A 13,120-nucleotide genomic window follows, 5' to 3' on the forward strand; every position below is an offset into this window, starting at 1 on the left:
GAGATCAATGTACTTCTTCCAGACCCTCTCGCTGCTGGCGCTCTGGGCCTGCTATGGCCCCGCCGCGACGACGACGCCGGCGCAGCTACCCTCGCAAGTCACCCCGGTCTCAGCCCGCGCGATGATGACGCCGGCACAGCCACCCTCGCAAGTCACTCCGGTTTCAGTCCACGCGATGACGACGCCCGCACAACCCGCCTTGCAAGTCACTCGGGTCTCAGCCCAGTCGCTGACCGGTGTTCCCGTTGTGATCGATGGCGATACGGTGCGCGTTGCAGGCAAGTTGGTTCGCTTGAACGGCGTCGATGCCGAAGAGATCGGCCACTTCGGCCAGCCTGACGAACCGCATGGTCACGCAGCTCGCGCCGCGCTGCAGGCCATCATCGGCATCGGCGCTGAGGTTCACTGCCGCTTGAACAACGAGACCGCCTATCGCCGCGCCGTCGGGATCTGCTTCAACCGGCAAGGGCAGGATGTCGGTGCCGAGCTGATCCGGCATGGTCATGCCCTCGATTGCGGTCGCTATTCCGGGGGGCGCTACCGCAGCCTGGAACCCGACGGAGCCCGCGCAACCCTTATCCAGAAACCGTATTGTGGGCAGTAGAGCGGACATACCGCCAACTCGAACTACGCTGTAAATCATGACCGCGAAGGGCTTGACCCGTGTCGCCGCTTACACAGCCAGTCCAGTTGGCAATGCCAACACGTATGTACGCAAGGGCGGAACATGCATGCGAGGCCACGATACGCAGCGATGTCTTTGAACTAATCGGCGCTTGCAAGAACAAGGCTCTGTCAATGCTGATCGAACGAGCGATTGCTTAGAAAGCATCATGAAGGGCGCGATAGTGCTGGCGCTCATCGCGCCCCTGGCGAGCGGCGCTCTGACGCAGTCGCTATCGTTCTAGGGCAGCCGCACCGGCCGGATCGTCGGCCGTTCGACAACGGACAGCGGCGGCGCGACCAGGTACTACGACGGGGGCAAGATCACCGCGCACTCGTCAACCATTGTCGGTGTGACGACGATCTATGACGCGGCCGGGCGCCATGTCGGAAGTGTCACAACGAGCGGCCTGTTCCCGAGCCACAGAGGGAATGGGCCACAACCCTAGATCTTTCCGATCGCGCCTTACTCCAGCGCATCGAGACGGGAATAGGATCAGGTCGAGGGCGTTTGCGTGTGCCGCCCTCGTCAGCCAACCCGCAGCCGGTAGGAGAGCTGGCGGCAGAGGTTGGAGCAGTACTTCGCGTCTGCGCGACGCTTTGGGAAGAAGAACGTCGCGCCACACGTTGCATTTCAGGGGAGGACGTTCGCGCTGTATCCGCGCCCGCCGGGCGCGTTGCCAACAGGCAGTGGAACAGGTCGCCTTTTTCTCCCAGGTGTGCACGAACTTTCGGTCGCCACACCCTTCGCAGACGATCTCGGACGTGCAGTTTTGCGCTCCCATTCCGAAAGGCACGCTTCGCAGACGGGGACATAGGCTTTCACCGTCGCAATGCGACCGATGCGGGAGATAGACGGATCCAGGAAATCCCTGGCGACCGTCTCTGAGACGATAAAGGGTGCGGCGTCTGCCGGGAACGCTACCGAGCAGCGGGTGCATCGGCCAGGCTGGAGTGAATAAACCGGGATTGTCATGCGTTACAGGTAGCCGAACGCTGGTAGGCCGACAATCGCTGCTTTAGCGCTAACGGGCGCGGCGGCTTTGGTCTTAACTCACCGTTCGGGGATCCCGATCCTGGCTGTTACGGTTAGGAGGAGACCGTGAGGTCGATGCTACGCATACCTGTAACAAGACAGCACCAATTAGCATCGGGCGTTACAGATAGATGAAAGAACTTCCGGCTTATGGTTGCTGGTCTGTAATCCCGACAGGATGATCCGAATTCGGCTATCCGTAACGCAAGGTGGGGTCCGGAGAAACGACATCCATCAAGTGTGAGCGGCGGCCAACCGCATCTGGCTCGGTGCGACCCCGGTCCATTCTTTGAATGCATGAGAGAACGCGCTGACCTCCTGAAATCCAAGCAGCCAGGCGACCTTGGAAACATGGTGGCCGCCATCATTGAGATAGCGCACAGCCAGGTCACGCCGTAGCTGCTGCAGGATCTCAGAGAAGCTCAGGCCCTCGTCGGCGAGCTTGCGGGCAAGCGTCCGTTCGCTCATGCCAAGGAGGCGAGCAATGACTTCCACGCGAACCTTGCCATGAGGGAGCAGCGGAGCGATCGCATTCTCGACGCTCACCCGAAGCGGGCTCGCATTGGTTGTGCGAGACGACAGTGCCGTCTCGCAATACTCCAGCATGAGATCGTTGAGGTAAGGGTCGGCATTGACGAGAGGGCGCTCACGCACTTCGGCAGGTAGGACTAATTCATCGGCATTTGCCCCGAACTCCACGGTCGTTCCAGCAAACCGTGACATCGCCGAGATATCGCCTGAGCGGTGATGCGCGATCGAGACGCGCAGTGGCACGAGCGTCGTTCCGGTCAGGATGCGGCAGAGGCGAATTGCGCCAAAGATGCAGAATTCGGCCTGATGCCGATCGAAATGGCGAGGCAGGCCGACGTATCTCAGGCGCAGGGCAAGCGCTCCGCGCTCGGCCACGCTGAAGACCAGCGCCTCATTGGTGATCGCGCTGTAACGGGCAATACGCTGGAGCGCGTCGCCAAGCTTTTGCGACGACGCCATCACATAGAAGAGCAGTCCGAGCGTACGTGGATCGAAGTCCTGCGCCAGGGTGAAGCCCAGGCGGTCATCCGCCAGCGCTGTCGCGGCGCGGTCCAGCAGGGCGACCTGATGCCGGGCAAGCACTCTTTGATCGTGACCAACGAGCACCTCGTCGGTCAAGCCAGCGGCCTTTAGGAGAGGCGCGGCCGGCACGCCGGCGCTGACAAGACGCGCAACGGCCAGACGCGCGATGCCCGCACGGGTCGTCGGCAGGAAAGCCAGGTCGTGTACCAAAGCCTCGGGGCCCCCTGCTCATGTTCGAGCCGAGTACATCACCCTAGGCAGAGAAGAGCAAATCTTTGGCCGAGAATAACAAGCAGCGGGCGCGGCGGCCGCACATTTCAGGGAGGTCAGATCCGGAACGTCAAGGGTGATGTCAATGGATGTTAAGACTTCAAACGTCTGCGGTTGGAGCCGCCTAAAGAAGACCGCTGCCTGCCTTGCGGCCTTCGTGGCAGTCGCTCTGGCCACCTCGGCGGAAGCCGCAAGCATCAAGCCTATCCCCAAGTGGAACGGTGTCAGCATTCAGGGCGGCATCGTCCAAGGCGACCTAGAGCGCTTCGTCGAGACTGTGATCACGCTCGATCTGCGCAAGACGGTCACGATTGTGCTCAACTCGCACGGCGGCAACTTCGACACCGCTGCCAACATCGTGCAGTTGATGGGTCGCGCCAGCGAGGAATACGGCATCGCCTTCAACACCTACGTCGGCAAGACCGACGAGTGCGCCAGCGCCTGCACCTACATCTGGGCGATGGGCAAGGAAAAGTTCGTCACGTTCGGTGGCCAGCTTTACGTCCACGCCGTGATCTCCCGCAACGCCAGCGTCCCCGGCGGTCCTTCCTTCGAGACCGAGACCAGTGAGGCCCTGACCCTGCGAGCCGCACGGTTCTACAAGGCGACCGGCGCTCCGGACAGCGTGGTCGCGAAGGCGCTGGAGAACAACCCGGCTGGCAACGTCATCGGCTATCCGGAGATCGGCCGGTGGGGCGGAACGTTCCTCTCCGATGTCGATGGTCACCGGTTCAAGACGTGTCGCGCGTCGGGCCCTGAGAAGCCCTTGGCCGTCACCTGCGACGATTGAGGAGAGCAGCCGATGATCAATATCCAGTCTCTCTGAGATGCTCTCGCCAAGCGAGCGCTGTCAGGAACCGCTGCGGGATGCCGCTGCCCCGAGCCTGCGCTACCTCGTTCCGCTCGCCCGCACATGAAGAGCGCAAACGGGTCGGCAATGGGTTTCCTCGAGAACCCGCGTCCACCTCTAGGCGCCGCTCGAGCAGCTTGAGACCCACCCGACGGTTACCCCCGCGACCCTCGAGTTGCTGTGCGCAGAGCTGCACGAGCTGGAGACAGGCTGCGCATACATCCACCCATCCAAGGGAGTAAAGAAATGAAGTCCTTCATAGACCTGAGCAACTCGATCAGCCGCTGGCGCTACTTCCTCATCATCTTCGCCTCCCATACCGCCTTGAGCCTTTACACGAAGTCCAGCTACTGGATCGGATATGGCTTCGGCTGGCTCTGGAAGACGATGGGCCTGCCCCAGAGCCTCTTCCTGGGCTTTTTGCTGGCGGCGATGTTCTGCATGGTCGCCGCGGTCATCGCCCTGATGATCATCACCGCCTGCCAGCGCGCAAACGACATCGCGACTTGGACCTCGACCATCATGTTCCGCGTGTTCACCGTGGCATGGTTCCTTGTCCTGCTCTACGTCGGCTTCATCTTCCTGACTTACGCGCTCGCCGGCGCGGATACCGTAAAAGCGATGACCGATACCACCGAGGGCTTCACCGCGCTCGTGACGCTGCCCGCCGTGATCTCCCACATCTATTTGTGGGCTACCCCCGGCAAGCTGGCCAAGCAGGCCAAGAAAGCCAATGAAGCCGCGCGTACGCAGAACTTCTCGCGCAACATTCAGGCGGCTGAGTGATGGACCCGTTTATCTCGCAGCTTCTGTTCTGGCTCGTCGGCGTGCCGGCCGTCGTAGCCTTCCTAATCCCCCCATTCGCGTGGTTCTGCGTCGCCCTGGCCTGGCTGCTCGCCGTCGGCATTCTCGGCGGGTCTGGGTCGATCTTCGTTGCCGTGCCTGTCGTCTTCGGGGCAGGCGTCGGTCACATGATACGCGCCTATCTGTTCCCCAACTAACCCCGGAGTAAGTCACGACGACCTACATCGCCCACCGCAGCTCTGACGACTTCTTAGTCGGATCGGTCGAGGTCGAACTTACTCCGAAACTGATGGCGCCGAGCGCATCCAGCTCGTAGCCGCATGACGTTAGGTCGTCACGAGAGAGCCCTCTTCGGACCTCCCTCGCCAACGTCTCGTCGGGTTCGGCGAATGCGCGGTTGCACCCAGCCGCGGCTTGGAGTTTGGTCACTGGTAGCCGTTCGACCTCGACGAACAGCCGCTCGGGTCCGAACTTCGAAGCCTGAAGAGCTTTTCGCCCACATCCGTGAGATGCTCTCGCCAGAGGAGCGGTGTCAGGAACCGCTCCGGGATGCTGCTGACACCATAGATGGCCCCTGCAAGCATGCCCGTCACGGCGCCCGTCGTGTCAGCGTCTCCTGCCAAGTTGACGGCCAGCGTGACCGCATCCTCGAACCTATCCGTGGTGCCGACCGACCAGAGGCTGGCACAAAGCGTGTCCACCACATAGCCGCCTGACCTGATGTCGTCGCGGGAGAGCTTTCCCCAAACGCCTCTGGCCAACGCCTCGATGTCCGGGTCCGCGAACGAGCGCGTGCCGCAAGCGTCGAGCGTGCGGTTCTTGTCGCCGGTTGCGATGGCCGCGACGAGCATTCTCGCAAGAAGCTCGCACGCGTCCAGACAGGCCGGACTGGCGTGCGTCACCCGGGACTGTTCCCGCGCGAGATGAGCAGCCCGATCAGGGTCGGTCGTAACGATAGACACCGGCGCGAGACGCATCAGCGAGCCGTTGCCGCTGGAATGTTCGTGGTGCGGTCCGACGGGCTGTCCGGTTGCGAGGAATGCGCTAACTGCGCCTGATGTGGTCCCCCCGATATCGACGCAACGCGCCGCCGGGTGATGTTTGCCGTGCTGCATGTAGCCGGCGCACTCCCCGGCCAGACGCATCGGGTCGAGTTTGCCCTCGCCGGCGATGAGTGTCTGCGCGAGGGCCAGCGCCAGCGCGGTATCGTCTGTCCAGTAGCCCGGTGGCAAAGAGAGCCAGTTGCTCGCGCTGTAGTCGGTGCGGGTGCTCGTCGCGCCTCCGGAATTCAAGCCCGAGGCCAAGGGCATCGCCCACGGCCAGCCCCAGAAGGGCACCGAGGGCGCGGTCGTGTTCATCCTGCATGGGGTTCCGTTCTTGAGATGCCTAGAAGCAGTTCACGAAATCGCCAGAGCGAATGCAGGTGCGCGGTCGCGATGCCTGCCACGCTGCGGCGGCTGTCACCCGCGCGGCGTAGGCTTGCGTCTTCTGTTGCGAGCGTTCGGCTTCGGCTTGCGCATGGAGCGCCTCGACTTCGATCTGCGTCATCAAGCCTCGGTCGTGCTTCTCGGCGAGGGCGATCCCGCGTCGCCAAAGAGCTTCATCGAAGATATCGAAGCCACCGACAGTCTTCGCAAGCTCGTACTGCCGCCGCATGCCTTCCGCGCGCTTAATCTTTCCAGCTCTCATGAGAGCGACGATGGCCTGTATCTGCGGCTCAATTCTCGCGTATTCGGCATCATGGTTGGCTGTCTGACATCCCGCCAGCACAGCGCAGGCAGCAAGCACGAGCATCATTCGTCGCATGGCGTCCTCTCGCGATTAAAGCAGCGGGCATGACCCAGCGCCGGTCTAAGCCGCCGCAAGCTTTACTTCGCAACACTGCCGCTCGCTCTGATACACCGCAAGGACTGTGCGGGCGGCGGGTTGAACATCAGGCCACCTCGTGCGTGGTCGAGAGCCTGACCCGGTGAAATGATGCCGACCGCCGCCGGTTCGCAACGGACCGTCCTTGGTTGATGCCGACCCGGCCTATCAGGGCCGCTTGGGTTGCCACTCACGCGCCAGATTCTGGGCTTCCGCGATTTGTTCGGGGGTCATGACCTTTGCAAGCTCATCCCTATCTCTCGCAGCATGTCCAACCTCCTGCGCGGCTGACAAGTTGAACCACATGTGTGCGCGGACATAATCCTGCGGCACGCCCGCGCCTTCCATGTACATGACGCCGACATTGAACTGCGCGAAGGCGTTGCCTTGGTCTGCCGCGAGGCGATACCACTTCAGCGCCTCGGCGTGGTTCTGCGGTACGCCCTGGCCATTGCTGTACATGAAGCCAAGAAAGTACTGCGCCTCGGCGTTGCCTTGGTCTGCCGCGAGGCGATGCCACTTCAACGCCTCAGCGTAATCCTGCGGCACTCCATCGCCATTGCGGTACATGGCGCCGAGCATGAGCTGCGCCTCGGCGTTGCCTTGGTCTGCCGCGAGGCGATACCACTTCAGCGCCTCGGCGTGGTTCTGCGGTACGCCCTGGCCATTGCTGTACATGAAGCCAAGATTGAACTGCGCGTTGGCGTTGCCTTGATCGGCCAGCGGACGCAAGTGCCGCAGCACGGCAGAGTACATAGCGGCAACGTCCTCAGACGGTCCTGCCGCCACAGGTGCGGCAAGGCTCAACAGCAGAACGATGGCGGCAAAGGCCGCTCGCGTCCATGCGGTCCAAGTCGATGGCTGCGAAACGCGATGCCGTCCGCCGCCACTCACCTGTCCGCCGCAGTGCTGCTCGCCATTCATGCTATCGTTGTCCTGTCCTCGCCGCTAGTGCGCCGTCTTACCACGCACGCCAGCGTCGAGCTTGAGATTGCCAGCCAAACAGTTGTTCTACGTCGCCACGCTGTGGCGGTTGCGCGAGAGCAGCGACAAGAAGACGCAGTCTTCACTGACAGTGGGGCAGCCGATGGCAAAACAGCGCTTGGCAGGCCCGCCACGAAAAGTTGAGCACTGGCGATTTGGTCGGAAGGTCTGCGCGTGTGCGGCGCAGCGCGCGCTGGCGTTGGCAGGGGGAGAGCCTAGTGCCGTGAGCCAGGCGCGCGCTGCCCAGCCAGCGAGGGCAGGGCAGTTCGCGTAGGTGTCGCCATTGCTGCCCCTGCGCTGCCACCGCGCGGGCGTCAAGTCCATGTGTGTTAGCGCCAAGTGCCAGTTCCGCGAGGGAGGGCATGGGCACCACTGACACTACTCGCCCCTGATACCCCACGCGAAGCGGACCTGGGCGGTGTTAGTCGCAACAGGACCCGCCCCCCACCGCGAGAGCCTTAAAACGTGCTCGCGTGCTGTGCTGGTGCTGTCTCGCCTTGATCTGGGAGCGCTCATCACTAGACTAAGTCATTGAAAGTGCTGGTGCTGCGAGAGAGGATTGAACTCTCGACCTCTCCATTACCAAGGGAGTGCTCGGTGGGCGGCGCCCGTTCTCCAGGCGACGCTCGTTGCAACGGCGCCTTGCGTCGGCTTGCCTTGCCCCGGGGTGATCCGCTTATTAGAATGCGTCTGTCCGTTGGGGTGCCGAAAGGCTGAGAGGTGCGCGTCGCGCCAACCCATCGCACCTGATCCGGGTAATGCCGGCGAAGGGAACGGTCTTCGGCTCGCAGACAAAGCTGCTCGCGCCTTTGGCCGCTGCCTTCCCGGGAGCAGGGAAAAGCATGGCGGCTGCATCCAGCCCTTATCGGAACATAACCGTCGCGGTGGTCGGCGCCGGTGTCGTTGGCCTTGCCTGCGCCACCGAGCTGGCCGCGCGCGGCGCGCAGGTCACCATCCACGAGCGCGGTTCGCGCATCGGTGCCGCGGCCTGCTCCTGGTATGCCGGCGGCATGCTCGCCCCCTGGTGCGAGGGCGAAAGCGCCGAGGAGCCGGTGATCCGGCTCGGCCAGGAGGCAGCCGGCTGGTGGGAGCGGCACGCGGACGGGGTGGTTCGCCAGGGCACGCTCGTTGTCGCGCCGAGCCGCGATCGCTCGGAGCTGCGCCGCTTCGGCCAGCGCACCAGCCATTTCGAGGAGATCGATGGCGAGGCGGTCGCAGGGCTGGAGCCCGATCTCGCCGGGCGCTTCTCGCGCGGGCTGTTCTTCGCTGACGAGGCGCATCTCGATCCGCGCAAGGCGATCGCGGCCTTGGCCGAACGCCTCCTTGCAAAGGGCGTGGCGGTGCATTTCGACAGCGCGGTCGAACCGGCCAATCTCGATGCCGAAATCGTCCTCGACTGCCGGGGGCTGTCGGCGCGCGATGTCCTGCCCGATCTGCGCGGCGTCAAGGGCGAGATGCTGCTGCTGAAAAGCGACGAGGTCCGCTTGTCGCGCCCCGTAAGGCTGCTGCATCCGCGCATCCCGCTCTACATCGTTCCGCGGGCAGGCGGCATCTTCATGGTCGGCGCGACGATGATCGAGAGCGGCGAGCGCAGCCGCATCTCGGCCCGCTCGATGCTGGAGCTGCTCGGCGCGGCCTATGCGCTGCATCCCGCCTTCGGCGAGGCGGAGGTCGTCGAGATCGGCACCGATGCGCGCCCGGCCTTCCCCGATAACCTGCCGCGGCTGACGCGACGCGGCCGGGTGATCCATGTCAACGGGCTCTACCGTCACGGCTTCCTGCTCAGCCCCGCCATGGCGCGGATGGCTGCGGATGCCGTGATGAACCCGCAATCACGACCGGAGATGCTGCATGACCTTGCTGCTTAACGGCGCGCCGCAGGAGATCGCCGCGAAGACGCTGGCCGAGGCGCTGGCCGAGCTCGGCTATGCCGGCCGCATCGTCGCGACGGCGGTGAACGGCGATTTCGTGCCGGCTCGCAAGCGCGCTGAAGTGATCTTGAACGACGGCGACCGCATCGAGGTCGTCGCCCCGATGCAGGGAGGCTGAGATGGCATCCTTTTACGGCTTCGAGCCGCAAAACCGGCTTTTCCTCGGCACGGCGCAATATCCGTCGCCCGCGATCCTCGCCGAGGCGGTGAAGCGCTCCGGCGTCGAGGTCGTCACCGTTTCGCTGCGCCGGGAATCGTCCGGCGGCGCGGCGGGGCAGGCGTTCTGGGCGCTCATCCGCGAGCTCGGCGTCAAGGTGCTGCCGAACACGGCCGGCTGCCACACGGTGAAGGAGGCAGTGACGACGGCGCAGATGGCGCGCGAGGTCTTCGGCACCGACTGGATCAAGCTCGAGGTGATCGGCGAGGACGACACGCTCCAGCCGGACGTGATCGCGCTGGTCGAGGCTGCGCGCATCCTCGCCGATGACGGCTTCAAGGTCTTCCCCTACACGACAGAGGACATCGTCATCGGCGGGCGCCTGCTCGATGGCGGCTGCGAGGTGCTGATGCCCTGGGGCGCGCCGATCGGATCGGGCAGGGGGCTCAACAACCCCTACGGGCTGCGCACCATGCGCCAGCATTTCCCGGATATTCCGCTCGTCGTCGACGCCGGCATCGGCCTGCCCTCCCATGCCGCGCAGGCGATGGAGCTGGGCTATGACGGCATCCTGCTCAACACCGCCGTCGCCAAGGCGGGGGACCCGGCCGCGATGGCGGAGGCCTTCGCGCTCGCCATCCGCGCCGGCCGGCTCGCCTTCGAGGCGCAGCCGATCGAGGCGCGCGACATGGCAGCTCCCTCCACGCCCGTCATGGGCAAGGCCTTCCTGGCATGAAAGACCTGTCTCGCATGAAGCTCGATCCGTTCTATCCCATCTTCGACAGCGCCGACTGGCTGGAGCGGATGCTGCCGCTCGGCGTCAAGCTGGTGCAATTGCGCGTCAAGGATCGGCCCGAAATCGAGGTTGCCCGCGAGATCGCTCGCGCCAAGCGGCTCTGCGCGGAGGTCGGCTGCGTGCTCGTCGTCAACGACTACTGGAAGCTCGCCATCGCGGAGGGCTGCGATTTCCTCCATCTCGGTCAGGAGGATCTCGACACCGCCGATCTCGGCGCGATCCGCAAGGCGGGCCTCAAGCTCGGCGTCAGCAGCCATGACGAGGCCGAGCTGGAGCGCGCGCTGGCGACGGAGCCGGATTATGTCGCGCTCGGGCCGGTCTATCCGACAATTCTCAAGCAGATGCGCTTCGGCCCGCAAGGGCTGGAGCGGCTTGGCGAGTGGAAGCGCCGCATCGGCGACCTGCCGCTGGTCGGCATCGGCGGCATTTCGCTGGAACGCGCGCCGGGCGTTTTCGACGCCGGCGCCGACATCGTGGCAGCCGTGACCGACATCACGCTGAACGCCGATCCCGAGGAGCGGTTGAAATCCTGGGTGGCGGCGACGCGGAAGCACGCGGTCTGAAGAGGCGCGCCGTTGCGCCTCCGGATATGGCACGGAACCACTCCGTCATCCCGGACAAGCTGCGAAGCAGCGCAGATCCGGGATCCATCGTAGAGCGCGGAGCCCTACGATGGATCCCGGCGCTCCGCTTTGCTGCAGCCGGGATGACGACGTAATTCCTAAGTCTCAGCTCTCCGCTTCCGTCGACATCGTGTGCCCGTCGACATGGCCGAGGCTGCGCTCGGGGTCGAGCCGGTCGCGCACGCGCTGCTTCAGCACCTTGGAATCCGGGAATCCGCCATCGGTCTTGCGGTCCCAGATCAGCTCGCCGTCATAGGTGATCTGGAAGATGCCGCCCGTGCGCGGGATCAGCGCTACCTCGCCGAGATCCTGCCCGAAGGTGGAGAGCAACTCCTGCCCGAGCCAGGCCGAGCGCAGCATCCAGTTGCACATCGAGCAATAGGTGATGGCGATGCGGGGGGCGGGCTTGGTCTGGGTCATGATCGGTCACCGAAGCGGGAGGTCGTTTCCGACATCCCGCTTCGTGCCCCCCGATGCAAGCCCGAAAGCTGCATGGCCGATCAGCATGAAGCCGCGGACAAGTCTTTGTTTTGAATAAATAAAATCAGAAAGATCAGGTCTCTTCGATGTAGCGGCGGCGCAGATGCGCCTTGAACACGGAGGCGTCGAGCGGCCGGCCCGTCGCTTCGGTGAGCAGGTCGTCGGTCGGGAGCAGCGAGCCCTTGCCGTGGATGTTGGCGCGCAGCCAGCCCACCAGCGGGCCGAAATCGCCCTTGCCGATGCCGGGCAGGATGCCCGGCTCGGCCCGACAGGCGGCGTCGAAGATCTGGGCCGCCGTCATCGCGCCGAGCGTATAGGTCGGGAAATAGCCCCAGCCGCCGGAGGGCCAGTGGATGTCCTGCAGGCAGCCGACCCGGTCGTCGGGCACGGTGACCCCGAGCAGGGACTTCATCCCCGCATTCCAGGCGGCAGGCAATTCGGCGAGCGGCATCTCGTTGGCGATCAGCGCCTTCTCCAGCCGGTAGCGCAGGATGACATGGGCCGGATAGGTCACCTCGTCGGCATCGACGCGGATGAAGCCGGGCTCGACGCGCGTATAACGGTGCCACATCGCCTCGGTCTCCCAGGCGGGGCCGGCGCCGCCGAAGCTATCGCGCATCAGCGGCGCGGCAAAGGCGAGGAACTGGCGCGAGCGGCAGGCCTGCATCTCCATCAGCAGCGACTGGCTTTCATGGATGCTCATGCCGCGCGCGGCGCCGACCGGCTGGTTCATATGGCCCTGCGGCCGGCCCTGCTCGTAGAGCGCATGGCCTGTCTCGTGCAACACGCCCATCAGCGCCTTGGTGAAGTCGGCCTCGTCGTAGCGCGTGGTGATGCGCACATCGTTGTCGGCACCGCCGCAGAAGGGATGGGTCGAGATGTCGAGCCGCCCGCGCTCGAAATCGTAGCCTAGCGCTGCCATCAGGCGCAGGCCGAGCGCGCGCTGTGTCTCGGTCGCGAACGGACCTTCGAGCGCCGGCAGCGCCGGCCGGCGCGCCTGCACCGCCATCGCTTCCTGTGTGAAGCCGGGCAGGAAGGCGGCGAGATCGTCGAAGAGCCCGTCGATCTTTGCCGAGCTGCCGCCTGGCTCATAATCGTTGAGCAGGGCGTCGTAGGGCGAGACGCCGAGCTTCTCGCCCTTGGCCTTGCCGATCTGGCGCTGGAGGTTCAGCACCTCGGCGAGATAGGGCAGCAATCCCGCGAAATCGGAATCGGCCCGTGCCTGCCGCCAGCGCATCTCGCAGGCCGAGACCGCCTTGCTCGATGCCTCGACGAGATCGGCGGGCAGGGCGGTGTCGACTGTCCAGACGCGCCTGATCTCGCGCAGGTTTGCCTTCTCCCAGGCGCCGAGGCCGCCGTCGTTTTCGGCCTCCGCGAGCCAGCCGCCGATGTGGGCGTCCGTCGCCATGCCGTGGCGCATCACATGCAGCAGCGCCATGCTTTCGGCCCGCGTCTCGGCGGCGCCCTTCGGCATCATCGTGTCGTTGTCCCATTGCAGGATGCCGACGGCGTTGGAGAGCGCGGCGATGCGGCCGAAATGGGCGGCGAGGTCGGAATAGGCGGTCATGTCTCGGCGTTTCTCGCGATTCTACGGGGCTTGATATCGC

Annotated in this window: 13 protein-coding genes, 1 pseudogene and 1 riboswitch; of the genes and pseudogenes, 8 read left to right on the top strand and 6 right to left on the bottom strand. The window is 64.5% G+C overall.

Annotation, left to right across the window (positions count from 1 at the left end; translation table 11 throughout):
* Positions 1–7 precede the first annotated feature (7 nt).
* Positions 8–604, top strand: coding sequence for a thermonuclease family protein (locus NWE53_RS02050; protein ID WP_265052729.1), 597 nt, complete (start codon positions 8–10; stop codon positions 602–604).
* Between the two features lie 1,329 nt (positions 605–1,933).
* Here NWE53_RS02050 and NWE53_RS02055 read toward each other — a convergent pair.
* Positions 1,934–2,962, bottom strand: a complete 1,029-nt coding sequence (locus NWE53_RS02055) for an AraC family transcriptional regulator (protein WP_265052730.1) — start codon at positions 2,960–2,962, stop codon at positions 1,934–1,936.
* Positions 2,963–3,107: 145 nt separating this feature from the next.
* On the opposite strand from NWE53_RS02055, the gene NWE53_RS02060 reads away from it, so the two are divergent.
* The 3 genes from NWE53_RS02060 (at position 3,108) to NWE53_RS02070 (ending at position 4,873) form a co-directional block, all read left to right on the top strand.
* Entirely contained in the window at positions 3,108–3,812 is a 705-nt protein-coding gene (locus NWE53_RS02060; protein WP_265052731.1) for a hypothetical protein, read from the top strand.
* A 306-nt stretch (positions 3,813–4,118) separates the two neighbouring features.
* On the top strand, positions 4,119–4,658 hold the full coding sequence (locus NWE53_RS02065) for a hypothetical protein (RefSeq protein ID WP_265052732.1): 540 nt from the start codon (positions 4,119–4,121) through the stop codon (positions 4,656–4,658).
* On the top strand, positions 4,658–4,873 hold the full coding sequence (locus NWE53_RS02070; RefSeq protein WP_265052733.1) for a hypothetical protein: 216 nt from the start codon (positions 4,658–4,660) through the stop codon (positions 4,871–4,873). The genes NWE53_RS02065 and NWE53_RS02070 overlap by 1 nt, the downstream gene beginning before the upstream one ends.
* A gap of 228 nt (positions 4,874–5,101) precedes the next feature.
* On the opposite strand, the pseudogene NWE53_RS02075 reads toward NWE53_RS02070, so the two are convergent.
* The 3 genes and pseudogenes from NWE53_RS02075 to NWE53_RS02085 all read right to left on the bottom strand — a co-directional run bounded on the left by NWE53_RS02075 (position 5,102) and on the right by NWE53_RS02085 (position 7,466).
* Positions 5,102–6,041 (bottom strand): annotated as a pseudogene (locus NWE53_RS02075) (ADP-ribosylglycohydrolase family protein).
* A gap of 21 nt (positions 6,042–6,062) precedes the next feature.
* Positions 6,063–6,482 carry a hypothetical protein gene (locus NWE53_RS02080; RefSeq protein ID WP_265052735.1) on the bottom strand — a complete coding sequence of 140 codons (420 nt, stop codon included), beginning with the start codon at positions 6,480–6,482 and terminating at the stop codon, positions 6,063–6,065.
* Positions 6,483–6,710: 228 nt separating this feature from the next.
* Positions 6,711–7,466 carry a tetratricopeptide repeat protein gene (locus NWE53_RS02085; protein ID WP_265052736.1) on the bottom strand — a complete coding sequence of 252 codons (756 nt, stop codon included), beginning with the start codon at positions 7,464–7,466 and terminating at the stop codon, positions 6,711–6,713.
* A gap of 748 nt (positions 7,467–8,214) precedes the next feature.
* Positions 8,215–8,316, top strand: a riboswitch (TPP riboswitch).
* An 82-nt stretch (positions 8,317–8,398) separates the two neighbouring features.
* On the opposite strand from NWE53_RS02085, the gene thiO reads away from it, so the two are divergent.
* Genes thiO through NWE53_RS02105 form a run of 4 tightly spaced genes read left to right on the top strand, consistent with a single transcriptional unit; the run spans position 8,399 to position 10,973 of the window.
* Positions 8,399–9,394 carry a glycine oxidase ThiO gene (gene thiO / locus NWE53_RS02090; protein WP_265054792.1) on the top strand — a complete coding sequence of 332 codons (996 nt, stop codon included), beginning with the start codon at positions 8,399–8,401 and terminating at the stop codon, positions 9,392–9,394.
* Positions 9,378–9,575 (top strand): sulfur carrier protein ThiS, encoded by a 198-nt coding sequence (gene thiS, locus NWE53_RS02095; RefSeq protein ID WP_265052737.1) that lies wholly within the window; start codon positions 9,378–9,380, stop codon positions 9,573–9,575. Before thiO ends, thiS begins: the two co-directional genes overlap by 17 nt.
* A gap of 1 nt (position 9,576) precedes the next feature.
* Positions 9,577–10,350 carry a thiazole synthase gene (locus tag NWE53_RS02100; RefSeq protein WP_265052738.1) on the top strand — a complete coding sequence of 258 codons (774 nt, stop codon included), beginning with the start codon at positions 9,577–9,579 and terminating at the stop codon, positions 10,348–10,350.
* Between the two features lie 14 nt (positions 10,351–10,364).
* Entirely contained in the window at positions 10,365–10,973 is a 609-nt protein-coding gene (locus NWE53_RS02105) for a thiamine phosphate synthase (RefSeq protein WP_265054793.1), read from the top strand.
* Positions 10,974–11,138: 165 nt separating this feature from the next.
* Here NWE53_RS02105 and NWE53_RS02110 read toward each other — a convergent pair whose 3' ends face one another.
* Both NWE53_RS02110 and NWE53_RS02115 read right to left on the bottom strand, forming a co-directional pair.
* The gene (locus tag NWE53_RS02110; RefSeq protein WP_265052739.1) at positions 11,139–11,453 is read right to left on the bottom strand and encodes an Rdx family protein; all 315 of its coding nucleotides are present in this window, start codon (positions 11,451–11,453) and stop codon (positions 11,139–11,141) included.
* Between the two features lie 133 nt (positions 11,454–11,586).
* On the bottom strand, positions 11,587–13,080 hold the full coding sequence (locus NWE53_RS02115; protein WP_265052740.1) for a carboxypeptidase M32: 1,494 nt from the start codon (positions 13,078–13,080) through the stop codon (positions 11,587–11,589).
* Between the last annotated feature and the right edge of the window lie 40 nt (positions 13,081–13,120).

It is taken from the genome of Bosea sp. NBC_00550 (genome assembly GCF_026020075.1).
Taxonomy (GTDB): domain Bacteria; phylum Pseudomonadota; class Alphaproteobacteria; order Rhizobiales; family Beijerinckiaceae; genus Allobosea.

Coding starts and splice junctions, on each gene's coding strand:
- NWE53_RS02050 (WP_265052729.1), top strand. CDS start 8: ATGTACTTCTTCCAGACCCTCTCGCTGCTGGCGCTCTGGGCCTGCTAT.
- NWE53_RS02110 (WP_265052739.1), bottom strand. CDS start 11,453: ATGACCCAGACCAAGCCCGCCCCCCGCATCGCCATCACCTATTGCTCG.
- NWE53_RS02070 (WP_265052733.1), top strand. CDS start 4,658: ATGGACCCGTTTATCTCGCAGCTTCTGTTCTGGCTCGTCGGCGTGCCG.
- thiS (WP_265052737.1), top strand. CDS start 9,378: ATGACCTTGCTGCTTAACGGCGCGCCGCAGGAGATCGCCGCGAAGACG.
- NWE53_RS02065 (WP_265052732.1), top strand. CDS start 4,119: ATGAAGTCCTTCATAGACCTGAGCAACTCGATCAGCCGCTGGCGCTAC.
- NWE53_RS02060 (WP_265052731.1), top strand. CDS start 3,108: ATGGATGTTAAGACTTCAAACGTCTGCGGTTGGAGCCGCCTAAAGAAG.
- NWE53_RS02115 (WP_265052740.1), bottom strand. CDS start 13,080: ATGACCGCCTATTCCGACCTCGCCGCCCATTTCGGCCGCATCGCCGCG.
- NWE53_RS02100 (WP_265052738.1), top strand. CDS start 9,577: ATGGCATCCTTTTACGGCTTCGAGCCGCAAAACCGGCTTTTCCTCGGC.
- NWE53_RS02105 (WP_265054793.1), top strand. CDS start 10,365: ATGAAGCTCGATCCGTTCTATCCCATCTTCGACAGCGCCGACTGGCTG.
- NWE53_RS02085 (WP_265052736.1), bottom strand. CDS start 7,466: ATGAATGGCGAGCAGCACTGCGGCGGACAGGTGAGTGGCGGCGGACGG.
- NWE53_RS02080 (WP_265052735.1), bottom strand. CDS start 6,482: ATGCGACGAATGATGCTCGTGCTTGCTGCCTGCGCTGTGCTGGCGGGA.